14 protein-coding genes and 2 pseudogenes are annotated in these 20,426 nt (G+C 69.2%); 7 read left to right on the top strand and 9 right to left on the bottom strand.

Annotated features, from left to right (window positions below; all coding sequences use genetic code 11):
* Nucleotides 1–7: 7 nt before the first annotated feature.
* Together araA and OTB19_RS24860 are read left to right on the top strand one after the other, a co-directional pair.
* Nucleotides 8–1,525 (top strand): L-arabinose isomerase, encoded by a 1,518-nt coding sequence (gene araA, locus OTB19_RS24855; protein ID WP_267800613.1) that lies wholly within the window; start codon nt 8–10, stop codon nt 1,523–1,525.
* A gap of 91 nt (nt 1,526–1,616) precedes the next feature.
* Nucleotides 1,617–2,723: an aldose epimerase family protein gene (locus tag OTB19_RS24860; protein WP_267800615.1), complete on the top strand. Its 1,107-nt coding sequence runs from the start codon at nt 1,617–1,619 to the stop codon at nt 2,721–2,723.
* 335 nt (nt 2,724–3,058) lie between these two features.
* Here OTB19_RS24860 and mmsB read toward each other — a convergent pair whose 3' ends face one another.
* The 3 genes from mmsB to chvE form a co-directional block, all read right to left on the bottom strand.
* On the bottom strand, nt 3,059–4,312 hold the full coding sequence (gene mmsB, locus OTB19_RS24865; protein WP_267800617.1) for a multiple monosaccharide ABC transporter permease: 1,254 nt from the start codon (nt 4,310–4,312) through the stop codon (nt 3,059–3,061).
* Between the two features lie 3 nt (nt 4,313–4,315).
* The gene (gene mmsA / locus OTB19_RS24870) at nt 4,316–5,863 is read right to left on the bottom strand and encodes a multiple monosaccharide ABC transporter ATP-binding protein (protein ID WP_267800619.1); all 1,548 of its coding nucleotides are present in this window, start codon (nt 5,861–5,863) and stop codon (nt 4,316–4,318) included.
* A 106-nt stretch (nt 5,864–5,969) separates the two neighbouring features.
* Nucleotides 5,970–7,052, bottom strand: coding sequence for a multiple monosaccharide ABC transporter substrate-binding protein (gene chvE / locus OTB19_RS24875; RefSeq protein WP_267800621.1), 1,083 nt, complete (start codon nt 7,050–7,052; stop codon nt 5,970–5,972).
* Between the two features lie 569 nt (nt 7,053–7,621).
* Here chvE and OTB19_RS24880 point away from each other — a divergent pair.
* From OTB19_RS24880 to OTB19_RS24890, 3 genes and pseudogenes are all read left to right on the top strand, one after another.
* Nucleotides 7,622–8,091, top strand: a pseudogene (locus OTB19_RS24880) (1,4-beta-xylanase); the annotation flags it as partial.
* Nucleotides 8,092–8,469, top strand: a pseudogene (locus tag OTB19_RS24885) (RICIN domain-containing protein); the annotation flags it as partial.
* 173 nt (nt 8,470–8,642) lie between these two features.
* Nucleotides 8,643–10,061: a non-reducing end alpha-L-arabinofuranosidase family hydrolase gene (locus OTB19_RS24890; RefSeq protein WP_267800622.1), complete on the top strand. Its 1,419-nt coding sequence runs from the start codon at nt 8,643–8,645 to the stop codon at nt 10,059–10,061.
* 481 nt (nt 10,062–10,542) lie between these two features.
* Here the strand turns inward: OTB19_RS24890 and OTB19_RS24895 are convergent, their stop codons facing one another.
* Nucleotides 10,543–11,874: a class I SAM-dependent RNA methyltransferase gene (locus tag OTB19_RS24895; RefSeq protein WP_267800624.1), complete on the bottom strand. Its 1,332-nt coding sequence runs from the start codon at nt 11,872–11,874 to the stop codon at nt 10,543–10,545.
* 190 nt (nt 11,875–12,064) lie between these two features.
* Nucleotides 12,065–14,116, bottom strand: coding sequence for an APC family permease (locus OTB19_RS24900; protein WP_267800625.1), 2,052 nt, complete (start codon nt 14,114–14,116; stop codon nt 12,065–12,067).
* Nucleotides 14,117–14,325: 209 nt separating this feature from the next.
* Between OTB19_RS24900 and OTB19_RS24905 the strand changes: the two genes are divergently transcribed.
* Together OTB19_RS24905 and OTB19_RS24910 are read left to right on the top strand one after the other, a co-directional pair.
* Nucleotides 14,326–14,994, top strand: coding sequence for a potassium channel family protein (locus tag OTB19_RS24905; protein WP_267800626.1), 669 nt, complete (start codon nt 14,326–14,328; stop codon nt 14,992–14,994).
* Nucleotides 14,991–15,653 carry a potassium channel family protein gene (locus tag OTB19_RS24910; RefSeq protein WP_190186165.1) on the top strand — a complete coding sequence of 221 codons (663 nt, stop codon included), beginning with the start codon at nt 14,991–14,993 and terminating at the stop codon, nt 15,651–15,653. The genes OTB19_RS24905 and OTB19_RS24910 overlap by 4 nt, the downstream gene beginning before the upstream one ends.
* Before the next feature lie 82 nt (nt 15,654–15,735).
* Here OTB19_RS24910 and OTB19_RS24915 read toward each other — a convergent pair whose 3' ends face one another.
* From OTB19_RS24915 to OTB19_RS24930, 4 genes are read right to left on the bottom strand one after another with little or no spacing between them, the layout of a single operon-like run.
* Nucleotides 15,736–16,500, bottom strand: a complete 765-nt coding sequence (locus OTB19_RS24915) for a DUF3159 domain-containing protein (RefSeq protein ID WP_267800627.1) — start codon at nt 16,498–16,500, stop codon at nt 15,736–15,738.
* Nucleotides 16,501–16,503: 3 nt separating this feature from the next.
* Entirely contained in the window at nt 16,504–16,923 is a 420-nt protein-coding gene (locus tag OTB19_RS24920; RefSeq protein WP_267800628.1) for an OB-fold nucleic acid binding domain-containing protein, read from the bottom strand.
* A gap of 24 nt (nt 16,924–16,947) precedes the next feature.
* Nucleotides 16,948–17,634, bottom strand: coding sequence for a response regulator (locus OTB19_RS24925; protein ID WP_267800629.1), 687 nt, complete (start codon nt 17,632–17,634; stop codon nt 16,948–16,950).
* Entirely contained in the window at nt 17,631–20,279 is a 2,649-nt protein-coding gene (locus OTB19_RS24930) for a sensor histidine kinase (protein ID WP_267800631.1), read from the bottom strand. The genes OTB19_RS24925 and OTB19_RS24930 overlap by 4 nt, the downstream gene beginning before the upstream one ends.
* Nucleotides 20,280–20,426: the final 147 nt, after the last annotated feature.

Genomic DNA, 20,426 nt, shown 5'->3' on the forward strand with positions numbered 1-20,426 from the left:
ACGCCCCATGAAGGCACAGAAGGCAATCGAGGGCCGCGAGGTCTGGTTCCTGACCGGCAGCCAAGGGCTGTACGGCGACGACACCTTGCGTCAGGTCGCCGAGCAGTCCCGCCGGATCGCCGACGCACTCGGCGACTGCGACTCCGGCATACCGGTGAACATCGTCTGGAAGCCCGTGCTCACCGACGCCGGCGCGATCCGGCGGGTCTGTCTGGATGCCAACGCCGACGATGCCTGCATCGGCCTCATTGCCTGGATGCACACCTTCTCCCCGGCGAAGATGTGGATCGCGGGCCTGGACGCGCTGCGCAAGCCGCTGCTCCACCTGCACACCCAGGCCAACGTCGCACTGCCCTGGGCATCGATCGACATGGACTTCATGAACCTGAACCAAGCGGCCCACGGGGACCGCGAGTTCGGCTACATCCAGTCCCGACTCGGCGTCGCCCGCAAGACGGTCGCCGGACACGTCGGCGACCCCTCGGTCGCCGCCCGGATCGCCTCCTGGGCTCGGGCCGCGGCCGGCCGGTCCGAGCTGCAGAGCCTCAAGCTGGCGCGATTCGGCGACAACATGCGCGACGTCGCCGTGACCGAGGGCGACAAGGTCGAGGCCCAACTCCGCTTCGGAGTCTCCGTCAACACCTACGGCGTCAACGACCTGGTCGAAGCCGTCGATGCGGCCGCCGACGCCGATGTGACCGAACTGGTCAAGGAGTACGAGGACACCTACCGCCTCGCGCCCGAACTCCGCGCGGACGGCGACCGGCACGACTCACTGCGCTACGCCGCGCGGATCGAACTGGGTCTGCGGGGCTTCTTGGCGGACGGCGGCTTCCACGCCTTCACCACCAACTTCGAAGACCTCGGCGGCCTTCGCCAGCTGCCCGGCCTGGCCGTGCAGCGGCTGATGGCCGACGGCTACGGATTCGGCGGCGAGGGTGACTGGAAGACCTCCGTCCTGCTGCGCACGCTCAAGGTGATGTCGACCGGGCTGCCCGGCGGTACCTCCTTCATGGAGGATTACACCTACCACCTGGAGCCGGGGCGGGAGTTGATCCTCGGCGCACACATGCTGGAGGTCTGCCCGACCGTCGCATCGGACGTGCCGTCCTGTGAGATCCACCCCTTGGGCATCGGCGGCCGCGAGGACCCGGTCCGCCTCGTCTTCGACGCCCGGACCGGTCCCGCCGTCGTGGTCGGGCTGGCCGACATGGGCGACCGGTTCCGCCTGGTCACCAACGAGATCGACGTGGTCGAGCCCCTCGAACCGCTGCCGAACCTCCCCGTCGCGCGCGCCGTCTGGCAGCCGCGCCCGAACCTGCGCACCTCGACCGAGGCGTGGCTGACCGCCGGCGCGCCCCACCACACGGTGCTGTCCAGCGCGATCGGGACCGAGGAGCTGGGCGACCTCGCCGACATCCTCGCCACCGAGCTGCTGGTCATCGACGCGGACACCACGATCCGCCAGTTCACCAAGGAGATCCGCTGGAACCAGGCCTACCACCGCCTGGCCCAGGGCTTCTGACGCAGACGGCAGGCGGGGGTCCTCCCGGGCCGCCGCCCTTCCGGTCCTCCCGAACCCGTCCCGGTCCCCCGAATCGGAGTGACGAACAGCCATGCCCGACGCGCCCACCCGCCTCGACGACCGTTCCCTGACGATCCGCCGCGAGCCGTACGCGACCCTCCCGGACGGGCGGGTCGTCGACCGCTGGGCCTTCGGCTCCGAGGGCGCCGTCATGGCGGAGGTGCTCAGCCTCGGCGCCCGGCTCCAGGCGCTGTACGCACCGGACCGGGACGGGCACCGCGCCAACATCGTGCTGGGCGGCGCGAGCGTGGCGGACATGCTCGGCGAGGCGAAGTACTTCGGGGCAACGGTCGGCCGCTACGCGAACCGGATCGCAGGCGGCGAACTGCCCGTCGAGGGCACCGTCCACCGGCTGCGGACCCAGGGAAACAGCCACACCCTGCACGGCGGCCCCGAAGGCTTCGACGCGCGCATCTGGGACGCCACAGAGGTGCGCGAGCCGAGCCGCGTCGGCGTCCGCTTCACGCTGCACAGCCCAGACGGCGACCAGGGCTTCCCCGGCGCGCTCACCGTCCAGGTGACCTGTCTGCTGAACCGTGCGGGTTCGCTCACACTCGCGTACGAGGCCGCCACCGACGCGCCCACAGTGGTCAACCTGACCAACCACGCCTACTTCAACCTGGCCGGCGAGGGCAGTGGCACCATCCTCGACCACGTGCTCCAGGTCGACGCGGCCCAGTACACGCCCGTGGACGGGGAGTTGATCCCGTACGGCCCGCACTTCCCGGTCGAGGGAACCCCGTTCGACCTCACCGAGCCGCGCCCGGTCGGCGAGCGGATCACGGCCGACCACCCGCAGCTGACCCTGGCCGGCGGAGGCTACGACCACAACTGGGTGCTCCGTCCGCACGAGGGCCAGGACCCGCGGCAGGTGGCGGTACTGGCGCACCCCGCCAGCGGCAGACGGATGGAGTGCCTGACCACCGAGCCCGGCCTGCAGATCTACACCGGGAACCTCTTCGACGGCTCACTGACAGGCCCGGGCGGCGCACCGTACCGGGCCTTCGCCGGGATCGCGCTGGAAACCCAGCACTTCCCCGACTCCCCGCACCGCCCACGCTACCCCTCCACCGTCCTGCGCCCTGGGGAGGAGTACCGCTCGACCACCGTCTACCGGTTCTCGGTGGACCCCGGCTGACCCGGCTGCGCCCGGCCGCGCGCGGCCACGCCGCCCAGGAGGGAACCCGGCTTCCCGGAGGAAGAGCCGGACGCCGGCCTTCACCAGCAACACGGCAACCAGCCAGTACGGCCCGGGTCACAACCAGTTCACCACGTCCGAAGACGGCAAGAACGACGTCCTCGTCCCCCACGAGTCGTACAGCATGCCGGGACAGTAGCTGCGGCAGACTTCCTGCTCTACGTCCAGCCGGTCGCCACCACCCTGGCCAAGGGCGACGCCACCTTCTACCAGAGTCGAGAACCGGTCCGGCCGCCCCCCACGGGTGCGGCCGGACCCGTACGGATGGAGTCGGGTCAGGAGCCGGCCTTGCGCTTGTTGTAGACGTCGAAACCGACCGCGGCCAGCAGCACGAGGCCCTTGATGACCTGCTGGTAGTCGGTGCCGACACCGACCAGCGACATACCGTTGTTGAGCACGCCGAGCACCAGGCCGCCGATGAGGGCGCCGAGCACCGTGCCCACGCCGCCGGAGGCCGAGGCGCCACCGATGAACGCGGCGGCGATCGCCTCCAGTTCGAAGTTGATACCGGCCTGCGGCGTACCCGCGTTGAGACGCGCCGCGAAGACCATGCCGGCCAGGGCGGCCAGCACACCCATGTTGACGAAGGCGAGGAAGACGACGCGCTTGCTCTTGACGCCCGACAGCCTCGCCGCGGCCTCGTTGCCGCCGATCGCGTAGGTGTGGCGGCCCAGGATGGAGTTGCGCATCAGGTAGCCGAAGGCGACCAGCAGCACGCCGAGGATCAGCAGCACGATCGGGAAGCCGTGGTAGCTCGCCAGCAGCAGCGTGAACACCAGTACCGCGGCGCCGATGGCGCCCAGCTTGGCCAGGAAGAAACCGAGCGGGAGCAGGTCGAGGCCGTAGCGGGCGGCCTGCCGTCGGCCCCGGACCTCCTGGAGGACCGCCACCGCGAGCACGACGAGCCCCAGCAGCAGCGTGAGGTTGTGGTAGTCGGTCTGCGGGCCGACCTCCGGCAGGAAGCCGCTGCTGATCTTCTGGAAGCCCTTGGGGAAGGGAGCCACCGACTGGCCCTGCAGCAGGATCTGCGTCCCGCCGCGGAACAAAAGCATGCCGGCCAGCGTGACGATGAAGGACGGGATGCCGACATACGCGATCCAGAAGCCCTGCCAGGCACCGGCGGCCGCGCCGATCAGCAGGGCGGCGGCCAGTGCGAGCGGCCACGGCACGTCGTGCTTGACCATCATGACGGCCGCGGCGGCGCCGACGAAGGCGGCCAGCGAACCGACCGAGAGGTCGATGTGGCCGGCGATGATCACGATCATCATGCCGATGGCCAGGATCAGGATGTAGCTGTTCTGCTGGATCAGATTGGTGACGTTGAGGGGCTGGAGCAGGATGCCGTCAGTCCAGATCTGGAACACCACGACGATGAGCGCCAGCGCGACCAGCATGCCGTACTGGCGTATGTTGCCGCGCAGCGCCCGCACCAGCAGGGGGCCGATGCCGCCACCGCCGCCGGGCTGGACGGGCAGGGCCGTCTTGAGGGCCGTGGTGCCCGGGGTGTCCGTGGTCTCTGCCTGGGCCATGCCTTACACCTGCTCGTTCTCGGTCGCAGCGCTCACGGTCATGAGGCGCATGAGTGATTCCTGGGTCGCGTCCGCGCGGTCCACCTCACCGGTGAGCCGGCCCTCGGCCATCGCGTAGATGCGGTCGCACATGCCGAGCAGCTCGGGGAGTTCGGAGGAGATGATCAGCACCGCCTTGCCCTGGGCGGCGAGTTCGGCGATCACCGTGTAGATCTCGGCCTTGGCGCCGATGTCGATGCCCCGGGTGGGTTCGTCGAGGATCAGTACGTCCGGCCCGGAGAAGATCCACTTGCTGAGGACGACCTTCTGCTGGTTGCCGCCGCTGAGCTTCCCGGTCTCCGCGAACACCGAAGGGGCCTTGATGTTCATGGTCTTGCGAAAGGACTCCGCGACCCGGGTCTCCTCGTGCTCGTTCACCCAGCCGCGCCGAGCGACCTTGCCGAGCGCGCTCAGCGAGATGTTGCGGCTGATGCCGTCCATCAGGTTCAGCCCGAGGTGCTTGCGGTCCTCGGTGGCGTACGCGATGCCGTGGCCGATCGCCTCCGGGACGGTGCGGGTGCGGATCTCCTTGCCGTCCAGCAGCACCCGGCCCCCCGTGTGGCGCCCGTACGAGCGGCCGAAGACGCTCATCGCGAGCTCGGTGCGGCCCGCGCCCATCAGACCGGCGATACCGACGATCTCGCCGCGCCGCACTTCGAGCGACACGCCGTCGACGACCTTGCGCTGATGGTCGATCGGGTGGTGGACGGTCCAGTCCTCGACGGCGAAGGCGACCTCGCCCAGCTCGGGGGTGCGCTCGGGGTAGCGGTGCTCCAGATCGCGGCCGACCATGCCCCGAATGATCCGGTCCTCGGAGACGCCCTCGGCGCCGACCGCGATGGTCTCGATGGTCCGGCCGTCGCGCAGGATCGTGACGGAGTCGGCGACCTGGGCGATCTCGCCCAGCTTGTGCGAGATGAGGATGCAGGAGATGCCCTGGGCCTTGAGCTCCAGGATGAGGTCGAGCAGTTTGCGGCTGTCCTCGCCGTTCAGGGCGGCCGTGGGCTCGTCCAGGATCAGCAGCTTGACCTCCTTGGCGAGCGCCTTGGCGATCTCGATCAGCTGCTGCTTGCCCACGCCGATGTCGGCGATCCGGGTGTGCGGGCTCTCGTCCAGTCCGACCCGCCGCAGTAGCGACTTGGCGTGGGTGAGCGTTGTGCTCCAGCTGATGATGCCCCGGGTGGCGTGCTCGTTGCCGAGGAAGATGTTCTCCGCGATGGAGAGGTACGGCACCAGGGCGAGTTCCTGGTGGATGATCACGATGCCGCGCTGTTCGCTGGCCCGGATGTCCTTGAAGGCGCAGGACTCGCCCTGGAAAAGGATCTCGCCCTCGTAGGAGCCGTGCGGGTGGACCCCGCTGAGCACCTTCATCAGGGTGGACTTCCCGGCGCCGTTCTCACCGCAGACGGCGTGGACCTCGCCGGGGGCGACGCTCAGGGTGACGTCGGAGAGCGCTTGGACACCGGGGAAGGACTTGCTGATCGAACGCATCTCGAGGACGGGTCCGGCCATGGTGGTGCATCCGTTCGACAGGGGCGGTACGGGCGGGGGCCTGTCAGGTCGACTGCCCCGCCCGTACGCGCCCGGCTCTGGTGCGGCCCTGCGTTGAGGCCCGTGGCTACTTGAGCTGGTCGGCGGTGTAATGCCCGCCGTCGACCAGCACCTTCTGGTAGTTCTCCTTGTCGACGCTGACCGGCTGCAGCAGGTACGCCGGGACGATCTTGGCCCCGTTGTCGTACTGCTTGGTGTCGTTGACCTCGGGCCGGCCGCCGGTGAGCAGGGCGTCGCCCATCTGGACCGCGACCTTGGCCAGCTCGCGGGTGTCCTTGTAGACGGTCTGGGTCTGCTCGCCCGCGATGACGGACTTCACCGAGGCCAGCTCGGCGTCCTGGCCGGTGACGATCGGCAGGGCCTTGCCCGAGCTGCCGTAGCCGACGCCCTTGAGGGAGGACAGGATGCCGATGGAGATGCCGTCGTAGGGGGAGAGCACCGCGTCGACGCCGGCCGATGTGTACGACTTGCTCAGCAGGTTGTCCATCCGGGACTGTGCGACACCGCCGTCCCAGCGCAGCGTGCCGACCTGGCTGAGGCTGGTCTGACCGCTCTGGACGACCAGTTTCTTCTGGTCGATGTACGGCTGGAGCACGCTCATGGCGCCCTGGAAGAAGAAGGTGGCGTTGTTGTCGTCCGGCGAGCCGGCGAACAGCTCGATGTTGAACGGGCCCTTGCCGCTCGCGAGGCCCAGCTTGTCGACGATGTAACTGCCCTGCAGGACACCGACCTTGAAGTTGTCGAAGGTCGCGTAGTAGTCGACGTCTCCGGTGCCGCGGATCAAGCGGTCGTACGAGATCACGGGGATCTTCGCGTCGGCGGCCTTGTGGAGGACGTTCGTGAGCGAGGAGCCGTCGATGGCGGCGACCACCAGCAGCTTGGCGCCCTTCGTGATCATGTTCTCGATCTGCGAGACCTGGTTCTCGACGACGTTGTCGCCGTACTGCAGGTCGGTCTTGTAGCCCTTGGCCTGGAACTGCTTGACCATGTTGTCGCCGTCGTTGATCCAGCGCTCCGACGACTTGGTGGGCATCGCGATACCGACGAGACCGCCCTTGGTGTCACCGCCGCCCGCTCCGTCGCCCACACCGTTGGCGCTCTGGCCGCAGGCCGTCAGAGCCAAGGTGAGGCCCGCAGCAGCGAGGCCCATCGAAACCTTGCGCACTATTCCTCCAGTGGTATGCCGCGATCGCCGCGACCTCGACAGGGGCCTCGGATCGGGTCGAGCGGGGTCGAGCACCGGCCCGGGGTGGAGGGGGCCGGGTTCGTTTCGAGGTCGGTACGGCCGACCGGGCGGCGGGGTGAGTGAACCCCGCTGGAGGCCCCGGTGGGTGCCGCTCTGGGCTGGCGTTACATGAGTGTTAACGCTCACAGAAACCGCGTCAAGGTCCCAGAGATCACCTTTGGATATAGCGCGGGGCAAGCGGAGACGCGGTCGACGACGGGGGCTTGACCCTAGATTGTGAGCGTTAACAGTATGTTGCGACGTAGCTCTCCGCTCTCCCTGCTCAAGGCAGACCACCTGCAAACCGTCCCGATGAACACCGTCGGGAAGTGAACCGCGCCGGCTGGCAGGATCAGGCCAGCTGCGGGGTGCGGGCCCTTGTGCCCCTTGCGGTCGTAGCACGTGGTCATGACGAAGCCGAAGAGCAGGCCCCGCATCCCGATCTGGGCGCTTTTCGCCCGGTGGCGGCCTTTGCAGAACGACGGGAGATGTACATGTCCGCGCTTCGCGCCCGGCTGTCGGCGATACTGCTCGCCGCCTGCCTGCTCTTCACATCCCAAGCCTTGATCACACCGGACCGGGCGGCCGCCGCCGACCCGGGCTACCTGATGTTGCACTTCACCGGGGAAGGGGCGGCCACCCGATGTACCTCGGACACAGCACGGACGGCCTCCACTGGAACGACCTCAACGGCGGAGCACCGATCCTGCGCTCCACGATCGGCACGACGGGGGTACGTGACCCCGCACTGGTGAGATCCCCCGGCGGTGACAAGTACTGGATCATTGCCACCGACCTGTGCATCAGCTGCGGGCAGAACTGGGAGGTTGCCGTGAACAACGGCAGCCGCGACCTGGTGGTGTGGGAGTCGACGGACCTGGTCACCTGGTCGCAGCCGTGGCTGCTCAACGTCGCCGGCGCAATCCCCGACGGGCGCAACGCCTGGGCGCCGGAAGCGATCTGGACGCTCGCCTTCACCGCCACCGCCAACGGCTCCACCGTCAACCTGGGCCCGTTCCACGACGCGCACGGCCACAACTACACCGTCTACTGGAACGGCGGCGGCAGCGTCCGTCTCGTCAACGTGGGCAGCGGTCTCCCCCTGGGCATCCTGAACATGTCCACGGCCGACGGTGGCCGCGCTCTGCAGTGGTCGGACAACGGGACCGCCGACCACAGATGGACGCTGCTCGACCAGGGGGACGGGACCTACAAGATCCGTAACGTGCACAGCGACAAGTTGCTCGCCATCGCGAACGACTCCACCGCTGTCGGTGCGTTTGCGGTCCAGGACTCGGACGACGGCACCGCCGACAACCGGTGGCGCATCTTGAGGAACTGAGGTCCGCTGCGGATGTAGACAGATCCTGGTCGCTCTCCATCCTCCCGTGTGCCCGACGCTTCGGCCCTCGTTCGATATCACGAACACCAGAGGGTCGGGGCGCCGCGCATCGACAGTCCGGACAGCCTCTGACGGGGCCGACGGGAAACGCTTACTCAAGGAATGAGGCTCCCATGCGCAGACTGGGTTTCAGCCGCAGACATCTGTCTGTGGTGCTCGCGGCCCTGGTCGCTTCGGCGGCGACGCTCGTCGCCAACCCGGCTCAGGCGGCCACCAGCGGCCTCTTGCGCGGTGTCGGTTCCGGCCGGTGCCTGGATGTGCCGGGCGCCAGCCAGACCGATGGCACGAACCTGCAGCTCTGGGACTGCTGGGGCGGGACCAACCAGCAGTGGACGCTGACGGACAACAACCAGCTCACCGTGTACGGCAACAAGTGCCTGGATGTTCCGGGCCACGCCACCGCGGCCGGTACCCGGGTGGTGATCTGGAGCTGCAACGGCGGTACGAACCAGCAGTGGCGGGTGAACTCCGACGGCACCATCGTCGGCGTGGAGTCCGGGCTATGCCTGGCCGCTACGGGCTCCGGTACGGCCAACGGCACGGCGGTGGAGATCTCGACGTGCAACGGCGGCAGCAACCAGAAGTGGACCGGCCTGTCCGCACCGCCGAGCGGCACGTGTTCTCTTCCGTCGGCCTACCGGTGGACGTCGACGGGTGCGCTGGCGCAGCCGGCGAACGGGTGGGCCGCGCTGAAGGACTTCACCACCGTGACGTACAACGGCAAGCACCTGGTCTACGGGACGAACTACACGGGGTCGGATTGGGGCTCGATGATGTTGAGTCCCTTCACGAACTGGTCGGACATGGCGTCGGCCGGCCAGACCAAGATGAACCAGAACGCGGTGGCGCCCACGCTGTTCTACTTCGCGCCGAAGAAGATCTGGGTGCTGGCGTACCAGTGGGGTGCGTCGCGCTTCAGCTACCGCTTGTCGAGCGACCCCACCAACCCCAACGGCTGGTCCGCGCCGCAGCCGCTGTTCACCGGCAGCCTCCCCAGCACCGACAACTCCCCCACCGGCCCGATCGACCAGACCCTGATCGCCGACGACCAGAACATGTACCTGTTCTTCGCCGGTGACAACGGCAAGATCTACCGGGCGAGCATGCCGATCGGGAACTTCCCGGGCAGCTTCGGCTCGTCGTACACGACGGTCATGAGCGACACGGCGAAGAACCTGTTCGAGGCGCCGCAGGTCTACAAGGTCCAGGGCCAGAACCAGTACCTCATGATCATTGAGGCTCGGGGTGCGAATGAGCAGCGCTACTTCCGCTCGTTCACGGCCTCCAGCCTGAGCGGTTCGTGGACCCCGCAGGCCGCCACCGAGAGCAACCCCTTCGCCGGCAAGGCCAACAGCGGTGCCAGTTGGACCAACGACATCAGCCACGGTGATCTGGTCCGCGACAACCCCGACCAGACCATGACCATCGACCCCTGCAACCTGCAGTTCCTCTACCAAGGCAAGTCCCCCAACGTGGGCGGCCCCTACGACCGGCTGCCGTACCGGCCGGGTGTCCTCACCCTGCAGCGCTGACCTGCCCGCACGTGATCACAAGCTCATGACCCGTGCCCGTCCCTGCCGACTGGACCGGAAGGGGACGGAGTCGGACATGGATGCCTTGGGCCGACGGCCACGTGTAACGGCTGAACCCGCTCAAACGGGGCGCTCTGCCTGCCGGACCTTCCCGAACCTCGCGCCGCCGACTTGCAGCCGTCCTGCATGGCTGGAGCGCGCACGGCGCCGGCTAGGCGAGCCCCCTCTTGTCACAGAGCGTGTCCGGAGTGGGAAAGTCGGAGGGAGGGCCAGACACGGGCCAGCTTGGTAGCCCACAACCCAAAAGGGTGCCACCCGCAGCAGGCCCACAACCTGTTGCGAGAGGCACCCTTCCACGGCTGATGACCCGTCAGGCATTGCTGACGGCGTGCGTCAAACGTGCGTCACGTGCGTCACGTGCGTCAAGATATCGCCCGTAACGCCCACAGCCCACATAACGCACACTGCCCTAACCTGCAGGTCAGAGACCCTTTGCGGCAGGCTCCAGGATCGCCACGCACTCAACGTGGTGGGTCATCGGGAAGAGGTCGAAGACGCGCAGCGTGCGGACCTTGTAGCCGTTCTCCTTGAAGTAGCCCAGGTCGCGCGCCAGGGCCGCCGGGTCGCAGGCGACGTACGCGATGCGGCGCGCGGAGAGGCCGGCGATGTGGCGGACCGTCTGCTTGCCGGCGCCGGCGCGGGGCGGGTCGAGGACGACCAGGTCGCACTCGGTGATGCCGGTCTTCGGGAGGATCTGCTCGACCTTGCCCTGCTCGATCCGGACCCGCGGGAAGTCGGTCAGGTTGTGGCGGGCGTCCTCGACCGCGCGCTTCGTGGACTCGACGCCGAGGACCGCGCCGGTCTCGCCGAGGCGTTCGGCGAGCGCGCCGGCGAAGATGCCGACGCCGCAGTAGAGGTCGAGGGCCATCTCGCCCTTGCGCGGCATCAGGCCCTGCATGACGGCCTTGACGAGGGTGTCGGCGGCCTGGGGGTGGACCTGCCAGAAGCCGCCCATCCCGACGCGGTAGGTGCGGCCGTCGGCGCGCTCGCGGACGAAGGGGCGGCCGTGGACGCGGTGGACTCCGCCGTCCTTCTCCTCGACGCGCAGGACCGAGACGGGCTTGTCGAGTTCGACCAGCGGGAGTCGGCCGCCGGGGCGGGGGGTGAGGACGACCTGGCGGTCGCTCGAACCGGAGGCGGCGATGGCCTCCACCGACTCCATCTGGGGCCAGTCCTGCTGTTCGATGCCGAGTTCGCTGACGCCGGGGGCGGCGATCATGCAGTGGTCGATCGGCTCGATGTCGTGCGAGCGGTGCTTGCGCAGGCCCACCCGGCCGTCGTCGTCGATCGCGAACTGGACCCGGGTGCGCCACTGCGGTACCTGGCCGGCCGGCAGCTTGTCGCCTTCGGCGGGCATGACCGTGCCGTCCCAGCCGGCTTCTTCCGGGGTGAGGCCGGCGAGGCGCTTGAGCTGTTCGGCGACGACCTCGCCCTTGAGCCGGCGCTGGGCGCCCGGCTTGGCGTGCTGCCAGTCGCAGCCGCCGCACTTGCCGGGGCCGGCGTACGGGCAGGGGGCCTCGACGCGGTCCTTGGAGGGGTCCAGGACGGCGATGGCGTCGGCGCGCAGGAAGCGGGAGTCCACGTCGCCTTCGGTGACCTTGGCGACGACCTTCTCGCCGGGCAGGGTGTGGCGGACGAACAGGACCCGACCCTCGGCGGTGCGGGCGATGCAGTGGCCTCCGTGCGCGACGGGGCCGACCTCGACCTCGTACTCCTCCCCGACCAGTGACTGCTTCTCGATCTGCTCGGTCATGGTGGGGAGACTCCAAAAGCTGAAAAGGGAACGGCCGGACGACCGACCCACCAGTTTACGTGGATCTCGTCCGGCCGTTCACCAACCCGAACCCGGGCCGACCCGGCCGCCCGGGCCCCCCGGTCGGCCGAGTGCCCGGGCCCCGCCGGGCCCAGTCCCCCGGGCGCCCCCGGGCCCGGCCCCAGGCTCCCTACTTCGCCGAGTCCTTCGGCCGCGACCGCGGGGTGTCCACCGGTCCGCGGCGCACTGCGCCCGGCGCGTTCCAGTCCTGGCGCTTCTTCGCCCGCCGCTTGGCGAGCTCCGAGGACTCCAGCTGGTACGGCACGGAGGTGACCATGACGCCGGGGGTGAAGAGCAGTCGGCCCTTGAGGCGCAACGCGCTCTGGTTGTGCAGGAGGTGTTCGTACCAGCGGCCGACCACGTACTCCGGGATGTAGACGCTGACGGCGTCGCGCGGGTTCTCGCTGCGCAGTCCCTTGACGTACTCGACGACCGGCCGGGTGATCTCGCGGTAGGGCGAGTCGAGGATCTTGAGCGGGACGTTGATCCCGCGCTGTTCCCAGTCGGCCTTCAGTGCCTTGGTCTCGGCCGGGTCGACGCTGATGCTGAGCGCTTCCAGGGTGTCCGAGCGGGTCAGCTTCGCGAAGGCCAGGGCCCGCAGCGTGGGCTTGTGGACCTTGGATACCAGGACGATCGAGTGGACCCGGGAGGGGCGCACGCTGTCGTCGCTGGGGCCTTCGGCGGCGGCGATCTCGGCGGAGACGCGGTCGTAGTGCTTGCGGATCGCGGTCATCGTTCCGTAGAAGATGACCATGCCCAGCAGGGCGACCCAGGCGCCGTGCGTGAACTTGGTGGCGAGGACGACGACGAGCACCATGCCGGTGAAGAAGGCGCCGAAGGTGTTGATCGCCCGCGAGCGGTGCATGCGGCGGCGGGCGGCCTGGTCGCGCTCGGAGCGCAGGTGGCGGTTCCAGTGCCGGACCATGCCGATCTGGCTGAGCGTGAAGGAGACGAAGACGCCGACGATGTAGAGCTGGATCAGCTTCGTCGAGTCGGCGTCGTACAGCCACACGAGCAGCATGGCGGCGCCCGCGAGGAGCACGATGCCGTTGGAGAAGGCGAGCCGGTCGCCGCGGGTGTGCAGCTGGCGCGGCAGGTAGCGGTCCTGGGCGAGGATCGAGCCGAGCAGTGGGAAGCCGTTGTAGGCGGTGTTGGCGGCCAGGAAGAGGACGAGGGCGGTGGCGATCGCCAGGATGATGAAGAGGAAGCTGCCGCTGCCGAAGACGGCTTCGCCCACCTGGGAGATCACGGGGTGCTGGACGTAGTCGGCGCCGACGGGGACGCCGTTGTCCAGCAGGTCGACCGGGGGGTTCTCCGCCATCTTCACGTCGGTGGCCATGGCCAGGCCGATGATCCCGCAGAACATGGTGACCGCGAGGCCGCCCATGAGGGCGAGGGTGGTGGCGGCGTTCTTGCTCTTGGGCTTGCGGAAGGCGGGGACGCCGTTGCTGATGGCCTCGACGCCGGTGAGGGCGGCACAGCCCGAGGAGAAGGCGCGCAGGAGCAGGAAGACGAGGGCGAATCCGGCGAGCCCCTGCTGTTCGGGTTTGATCTCCAGATCCGCGGTGGGGGCCTTCATGTCTTCGCCGAGTACGAGGCCCTTGAAGGCGCCGTAGGCGATGAGGACGAAGACGGCTCCGACGAACACGTAGGTCGGGATCGCGAAGAGTTTCCCGGATTCCTTGACTCCGCGCAGATTCATCAGCGTGAGAAGGATGATCATGATCATCGCCGAGAGCACCTTGTGCTCGATGACGAAATCGACGGCGGATCCCAGGTTCTCCACACCGGAGGAGATGGAGACGGCGACCGTGAGGACGTAGTCGACGAGCAGGGCGCTCGCCACGGTGAGGCCGGCTCTGGGTCCGAGGTTGGTGTTGGCGACCTCGTAGTCGCCGCCGCCGCTCGGGTAGGCGTGGACGTTCTGTCGGTAGGAGGCGACGACGGTGAACATGAGCACCACGACCGCGACCGCGATCCAGGGGCTGAAGTGGTACGCCGACACACCCGCGATCGAGAGGACCAGCAGAACCTCGCCCGGGGCGTAGGCCACGGACGAGAGCGGGTCGGACGCGAAGACGGGAAGGGCGATCCGCTTGGGGAGGAGCGTTTCTCCGAGGCGGTCGCTGCGTAGCGCCCGGCCGATCAGGATCCGTTTGGGCACGTCGGTCAGTTTGGACACGCAGAGGATCGTAAGCGTTCGAAATCCGCCTGACGAACCCCCGGCCCCTTTACAAGGCAATGAGCGGCCAATGAGGGGCTCCCCGCACCCCAAATGGTCACACTGGTGACCACCCGTGTGTAGCTTGGGCCATGGTCTGAGACCCTGTTTAGCCAGAGCATGCAATGAGGCTGGAAATCAGCGAGCCGCTGTCAGCCGGAAGGACGGCCGTGCACATCGTCATCATGGGTTGCGGAAGAGTGGGCTCCGCCCTCGCGCAGACCCTGGAACAGCAGGGGCACACGGTCGCGGTCGTCGACCAGGACCCCACCGCATTCCGTCGACTGGGGGCATCGTTCGGCGGCCGCCGCGTCACGGGGGTCGGCTTCGACCAGGACACCCTGCGGGAGGCCGGCATCGAGGAGGCGGGTGCCTTCGCCGCCGTCAGCAGTGGTGACAATTCCAACATCATCGCGGCTCGGGTGGCCCGTGAGATGTTCGGCGTCGAGAACGTCGCCGCCCGCATCTACGACCCCAAGCGCGCCGAGGTCTACCAGCGCCTCGGGATCCCCACCGTCGCGACCGTGCGGTGGACCGCCGACCAGATGCTCCGCCGGCTGCTGCCCTCGGGCTCGGAACCGCTGTGGCGCGATCCGAGCGGCGGTGTCCAGCTCGCCGAGGTGCACACCTCCGAGGCGTGGATCGGCCACAAGGTCAGCAAACTGCAGGAGGAGACCGGCGTACGTGTCGCGTTCCTCACCCGTCTGGGTGAAGCCACGCTGCCGACGTCGGCGACCGTCCTCCAGGAGGGCGACCTCGTCCACGTGATGATGCGTACGGACGAGATCGACAAAGTCGAGGCGGCCTTCGCCGAGGGGCCTGAGGAGGCACACGCATGAGGGTCGCGATCGCCGGAGCCGGCGCGGTCGGCCGCTCCATCGCGGGTGAGCTGCTGGAGAACGGCCACGAGGTGCTGCTGGTCGACAAGGCGCCCACCGCCATCTCCGTGGAGCGGGTGCCGCAGGCGGAGTGGCTGCTGGCCGACGCCTGCGAGATCACCTCGCTGGACGAGGCCGCGTTGCAGCGCTGCAACGTGGTCATCGCCGCCACGGGTGACGACAAGGTCAACCTGGTCGTCTCGCTCCTGGCCAAGACCGAGTACGGGGTTCCCCGGGTCGTGGCGCGGGTGAACAACCCGAAGAACGAGTGGCTCTTCAACGAGTCCTGGGGCGTCGACGTCGCGGTATCCACCCCGCGCCTGATGTCGGCGCTGGTCGAGGAGGCCGTCAGCGTCGGCGACCTCGTGCGGCTGCTGCGCTTCAGCCACGGTGACGCCAACCTGGTCGAGCTGACCCTGCCCCCCGACTCCTCGGTCGCGGGCACCCAGATCAGCGAGATCAGCTGGCCCGAGGACACCTCGCTGGTCACGATCATCCGCGGCAACCGGGTCCTGACCCCGCACGGCGAGGAGACCCTGGAGCCCGGCGACGAGCTCCTCTTCGTGGCCGCCCAGGCCCGCGAGGAGCAGCTGGAGGACCTCCTCCAGGCCCGCCACTAGGTCCTGTCGTCAATGTGAGAGGGGCGGGGCAGCCGATCGGCTGCCCCGCCCCTCGCGTTTCATCGTTCGCGCGTTCCGGCGGCTACGGCGCCCGGTGGCGTCCTTCGGTCGAGGCGTTGGCGGCCTTGGCGGCCGCCTTGGCCTCCTTCTCGGCGGCCTCCTCGGCCTCCCACTCCGCGATCACGTCGATCGGCGGCGGCGCCTTCGCGAGGAACACCCACGTGAAGTACACGGCGAGCACCATCGGCGGGAGTTTGAGCGCGATGAGGACCCACCCCAGCTGCGTCGCGTCCCCCCACCAGTACAGCGGGAAGAGGATCGCGTACTTGGCGAGGAAGATGAGCCCCCACGCCAGGCTGGCCTTGGTGTACGCCTTCTTGCGGCCCGGGTTGCGGGTCCGCCAGGACAGGTTCTCCTTGAAGACCGGTCCGAGGATCACGCCGAGCAGCGGGAAGCCGACCAGTGCCGAGAGCGTGAACGCGAAGCCCAGGCCCACGCCGTAGATCATGCCGGGCAGGTAGAAGCCCTTCGCGCTGCCCGTGAAGAGGGCGAAGGCCACGCCCACGCCCACGCCGAAGACCCCGCTGAAGGCGTGCTTCACGGTGTCCTTGCGCAACAGGCGCACGATCACGAGCAGGACCGCGACGGCCCCCGCGGCGATGGCGGAGCTCTTCACGTCCTTGTTGATCGTGTAGATCATCACGAAGAGCAGGCCGGGGAGCATCGTCTCCACGGTGCCGCGGATGCCGCCGAAGGCGTCGAAGAGCGCCGCCTGCGTCACCGCCTTCTGGTCCGCCGCGGGCTCCGGCGGATCCGCCGGCGTGGTCGGTTTGTCGAGTGACGTCACCGGTTACTGCTCCTGTCCGAGCGGTCGGAGTTCGTACTTCGGGTTGAAGAGGACCCGACGCCCATGGCTCATCGAAATACGGCCGGAGGCGATCATGCGCCGTCCCGGCTCGATTCCCACGATCGAGCGACGTCCGAGCCACACCACGTCCAGCGGGGCCGAGCCGTCGAACAGCTCCGCCTCCAGGGCGGGAACCCCGGCGCGCGGCCGCAGGGTCACGGTACGCAGCGTTCCGGTCACCTTGACTATCTGGCGGTCGTCGCAGTCGCAGATCCGCGTGCAGCCGGCGGCTTCTGCGTCCTCCTGCAGCTCCGCCGAATGCAGCTCTTCCTGCGAGGTGGAAAGCCGCTCTATCATCCGGCGGAACCAGCCCGCCGGCCTGGCCGGCTTCGCGGGCTTCTCGGGACGCGGTTCAGCACTCATACAGGAAGCGTACCGGCGCGCCCGCTACCTCTCGAAGCGGTATCCCATGCCCGGTTCGGTGATGAAGTGCCGGGGGTGCGAGGGGTCCGCCTCCAGCTTGCGCCGCAGTTGCGCCATGTAGACCCGCAGGTAGTTGGTCTCCGTGCCGTAGGAGGGCCCCCAGACCTCCTGGAGCAGCTGCTTCTGGCTGACGAGCTTGCCGCTGTTGCGGACGAGCACCTCCAGCAGATGCCATTCCGTGGGGGTGAGGCGTACGTCGCGCCCCGCGCGCACCGCCTTCTTGGCGGCCAGGTCCACGGTGAAGCCGTCCGTCTCGACGATCACCTCGTCCTCGCCGGCGCCCGCGGCCGGCTCGGCCCGGCGGACGGCCGCGCGCAGCCGGGCCAGCAGCTCGTCCATGCCGAAGGGCTTGGTGACGTAGTCGTCGGCGCCGGCGTCCAGTGCCTCGACCTTCTCGTCGGAGCTGTGCCGGGCGGACAGGACCAGGATCGGCACCCGGGTCCATCCGCGCAGGCCCCTGATCACCTCGACGCCGTCCATGTCGGGCAGGCCGAGGTCGAGGACGACCACGTCGGGGTGGCGGGCGGCCGCGAGTTCCAGGGCGCTCGCCCCGTCGGCGGCGGCGTCGACCTCGTACTTGCGCGCCTTCAGGTTGATCACGAGGGCTCGGACGATCTGGGGTTCGTCGTCCACCACGAGCACCCGGGTCATTGAGGGCCTGCCTTCTGTCGTACGGAGGGGTCGACCGGTCGATCGAACGAGTGAGGGGGAGAGGGGGATGCGGGGGACGGGGCGGGCGCGGGAGGGCCGGTCCCTTCCTCGCCGTCCACCGTGACACGCGAGGGAGTGCGTTCCCCGGGCACCGCTCGCAGGGTGAGCACCATGGTCAGCCCGCCGCCGGGGGTGTCCTCCACGTCGAGGGTGCCGTCCATGGCCTCCGCGAAACCGCGGGCGACGGCCAGGCCGAGGCCCACCCCGGCGCCCCGGGGGGAGTCCCCGTACCGCTGGAAGGGGGCGAAGATCCGGTCCTTCGCCTCGTCGGGCACCCCGGGGCCGCGGTCCACGACCCGTACCTCGACCCGGTCGCCGAGGAAGCTGGCCGCGACCAGCACCCGCTCCCCCGCCGGGCTGTACTTCACGGCGTTCTCCACCACGTTGGCGACGGACCGCTCCAGCAGCCCCGGGTCCACGGCGACCATCGGCAGGGTCTCGGGGATGTCCAGCACCACGCTGTCCTCCGGTACGCCGCCCAGCGCCATCGGGACCACCTCGTCGAGGTCGATCTCGCGGATCAGGGGGGTGACCGTGCCGGTCTGGAGGCGAGACATGTCGAGCAGGTTGCCGACGAGGTGGTCGAGCCGGTCGGCGCCGTCCTCGATGCCTTCGAGGAGTTCGGCCCGGTCCTCTTCGGACCATTCGACGTCGTCGGAGCGCAGCGAGCTGACCGACGCCTTGATGGAGGCCAGGGGTGTGCGCAGGTCGTGGCTGACGGCGGCCAGCAGCGCGGTCCGGATGCGGTTGCCCTCGGCCATCCGGCGGGCCTCCTCGGCCTGTCCGACCAGGCGCTGCCGGTCCAGGACCACGGCGGCCTGGGCGGCGAAGGCGCCGAGCACCCGGCGGTCCTCGGCGGGCAGTACGCGCCCCGACAGGGCCAGCGCCATGTGGTCCCCGATCGGCATGTCCACGTCCGCGTCCTCGGGCCGGGCCGCGGGACGCGGGCCCACGCTGCCGGCCGGGGACCAGGGCTCGACGTCGCTCTCCCGCTCCAGCAGGGCCACCGATTCCATGGCGAAGGTCTCGCGCACCCTTTCCAGCAGCGCGTCCAGGGTGGTCTCGCCGCGCAGGACGCTGCCCGCGAGGAAGGAGAGGATCTCGGACTCGGCGCGCAGCCGGGCCGCCTGTTGGGTCCGTCGGGCGGCGACGTCCACGACGGAGGCGACGGCGACGGCCACCCCGAAGAAGACCGAGATGGCGACGATGTTCTTGGGGTCGGAGACCGTGAACCGGTGCACGGGCGGCGCGAAGAAGTAGTTCAGCAGCAGTGAGCCGAAGGCCGCCGACGCCAGCGCGGGCACGAGTCCGCCCAGCAGCGCGGCGGCCACGGTCAGGGCCAGGAACAGCAGCATCTCGTTGGCGAGGCCGGGGTCGCCGTCGATGTTGGCGAGGACGAGGGCGAGGAGGGCGGGGCAGAGCACGCCGACGACCCAGCCGGCCACGATCCGGGGTCGCCCGAGTCGGGCGGCGGTGCGGACCACGGGCAGTCCGCGCCCCTTGGCGACCTCCTCGTGCGTGACGATGTGGACGTCGAGGTCGGGCCCGGATTCCCGGGCCACGGTGACGCCCACGCCCGGCCCGAAGACGTACTGCCAGGTCTTGCGGCGGCTGGAGCCGAGGACGATCTGAGTGGCGTTGACCCCACGGGCGAAGGCGAGCAGGGCGTCGGGGATGTTGTCGCCGATGACGTGGTGGAACGTTCCTCCGAGGTCTTCCACCAGGGTCCGCTGGACCGCGAGCTCCTTCGGCGAGGCCGCGGTCAGCCCGTCGCTGCGCGCGATGTAGACGGCCAGGATCTCGCTGCCCGAGCCCTTGGCCGCCATCCGGGAGGCGCGCCGGATCAGGGTGCGGCCCTCCGGCCCGCCGGTGAGACCGACGACGATCCGTTCGCGGGCCTGCCAGGTGGAGCGGATGTCGTGCTCGCCCCGGTACTGCTGGAGGTACTCGTCGGCCCGGTCGGCCACCCACAGCAGCGCGAGTTCGCGCAGGGCGGTGAGGTTGCCGGGGCGGAAGTAGTTCGACAGGGCCGCGTCGACCTTGTCGGACGTGTATATGTTGCCGTGCGCCATGCGGCGGCGCAGGGCCTGCGGGGACATGTCGACCAGCTCGATCTGGTCGGCCCGCCGGACCACCTCGTCGGGTACGGTCTCCCGCTGGCGGACGCCGGTGATCGACTCGACCACGTCCCCGAGGGACTCCAGGTGCTGGATGTTCACGGTGGACACGACGTCGATGCCCGCGCGGAGCAGTTCCTCCACGTCCTGCCAGCGCTTGGCGTTGCGGGAGCCCGGCACGTTGGTGTGCGCGAGTTCGTCCACCAGTGCCACGGCGGGTCCGCGGGCCAGCAGCGCGTCCACGTCCATCTCCGTGAACCCGGCGCCCCGGTAGGTCAACTCCCTGCGCGGCACCTGTTCCAGTCCGTGCAGCATGACCTCGGTGCGCGGCCGGCCGTGGTGCTCGACGAAGCCGACGACGCAGTCGCCGCCGCGCTCCACCCGACGGTGGCCCTCGGAGAGCATGGCGTACGTCTTGCCCACACCGGGTGCCGCGCCGAGGTATATCCGTAGCTTGCCGCGTCCCATGCGCCCATTCTCGGGGACGTCCCCGCAGTTCACGCGCCGATGTGCGGCGATGGGCGCATCCCTGACGGATCCCTGACGCGTCGGCCGGGAACGGCGGTGGGGCCCCCCCCCCCCCGGGGGCCGGCCTCAGCCGGCGGCGGGCACCTT

Source organism: Streptomyces sp. H27-H5, from assembly GCF_026627505.1.
Taxonomy (GTDB): Bacteria; Actinomycetota; Actinomycetes; order Streptomycetales; family Streptomycetaceae; genus Streptomyces.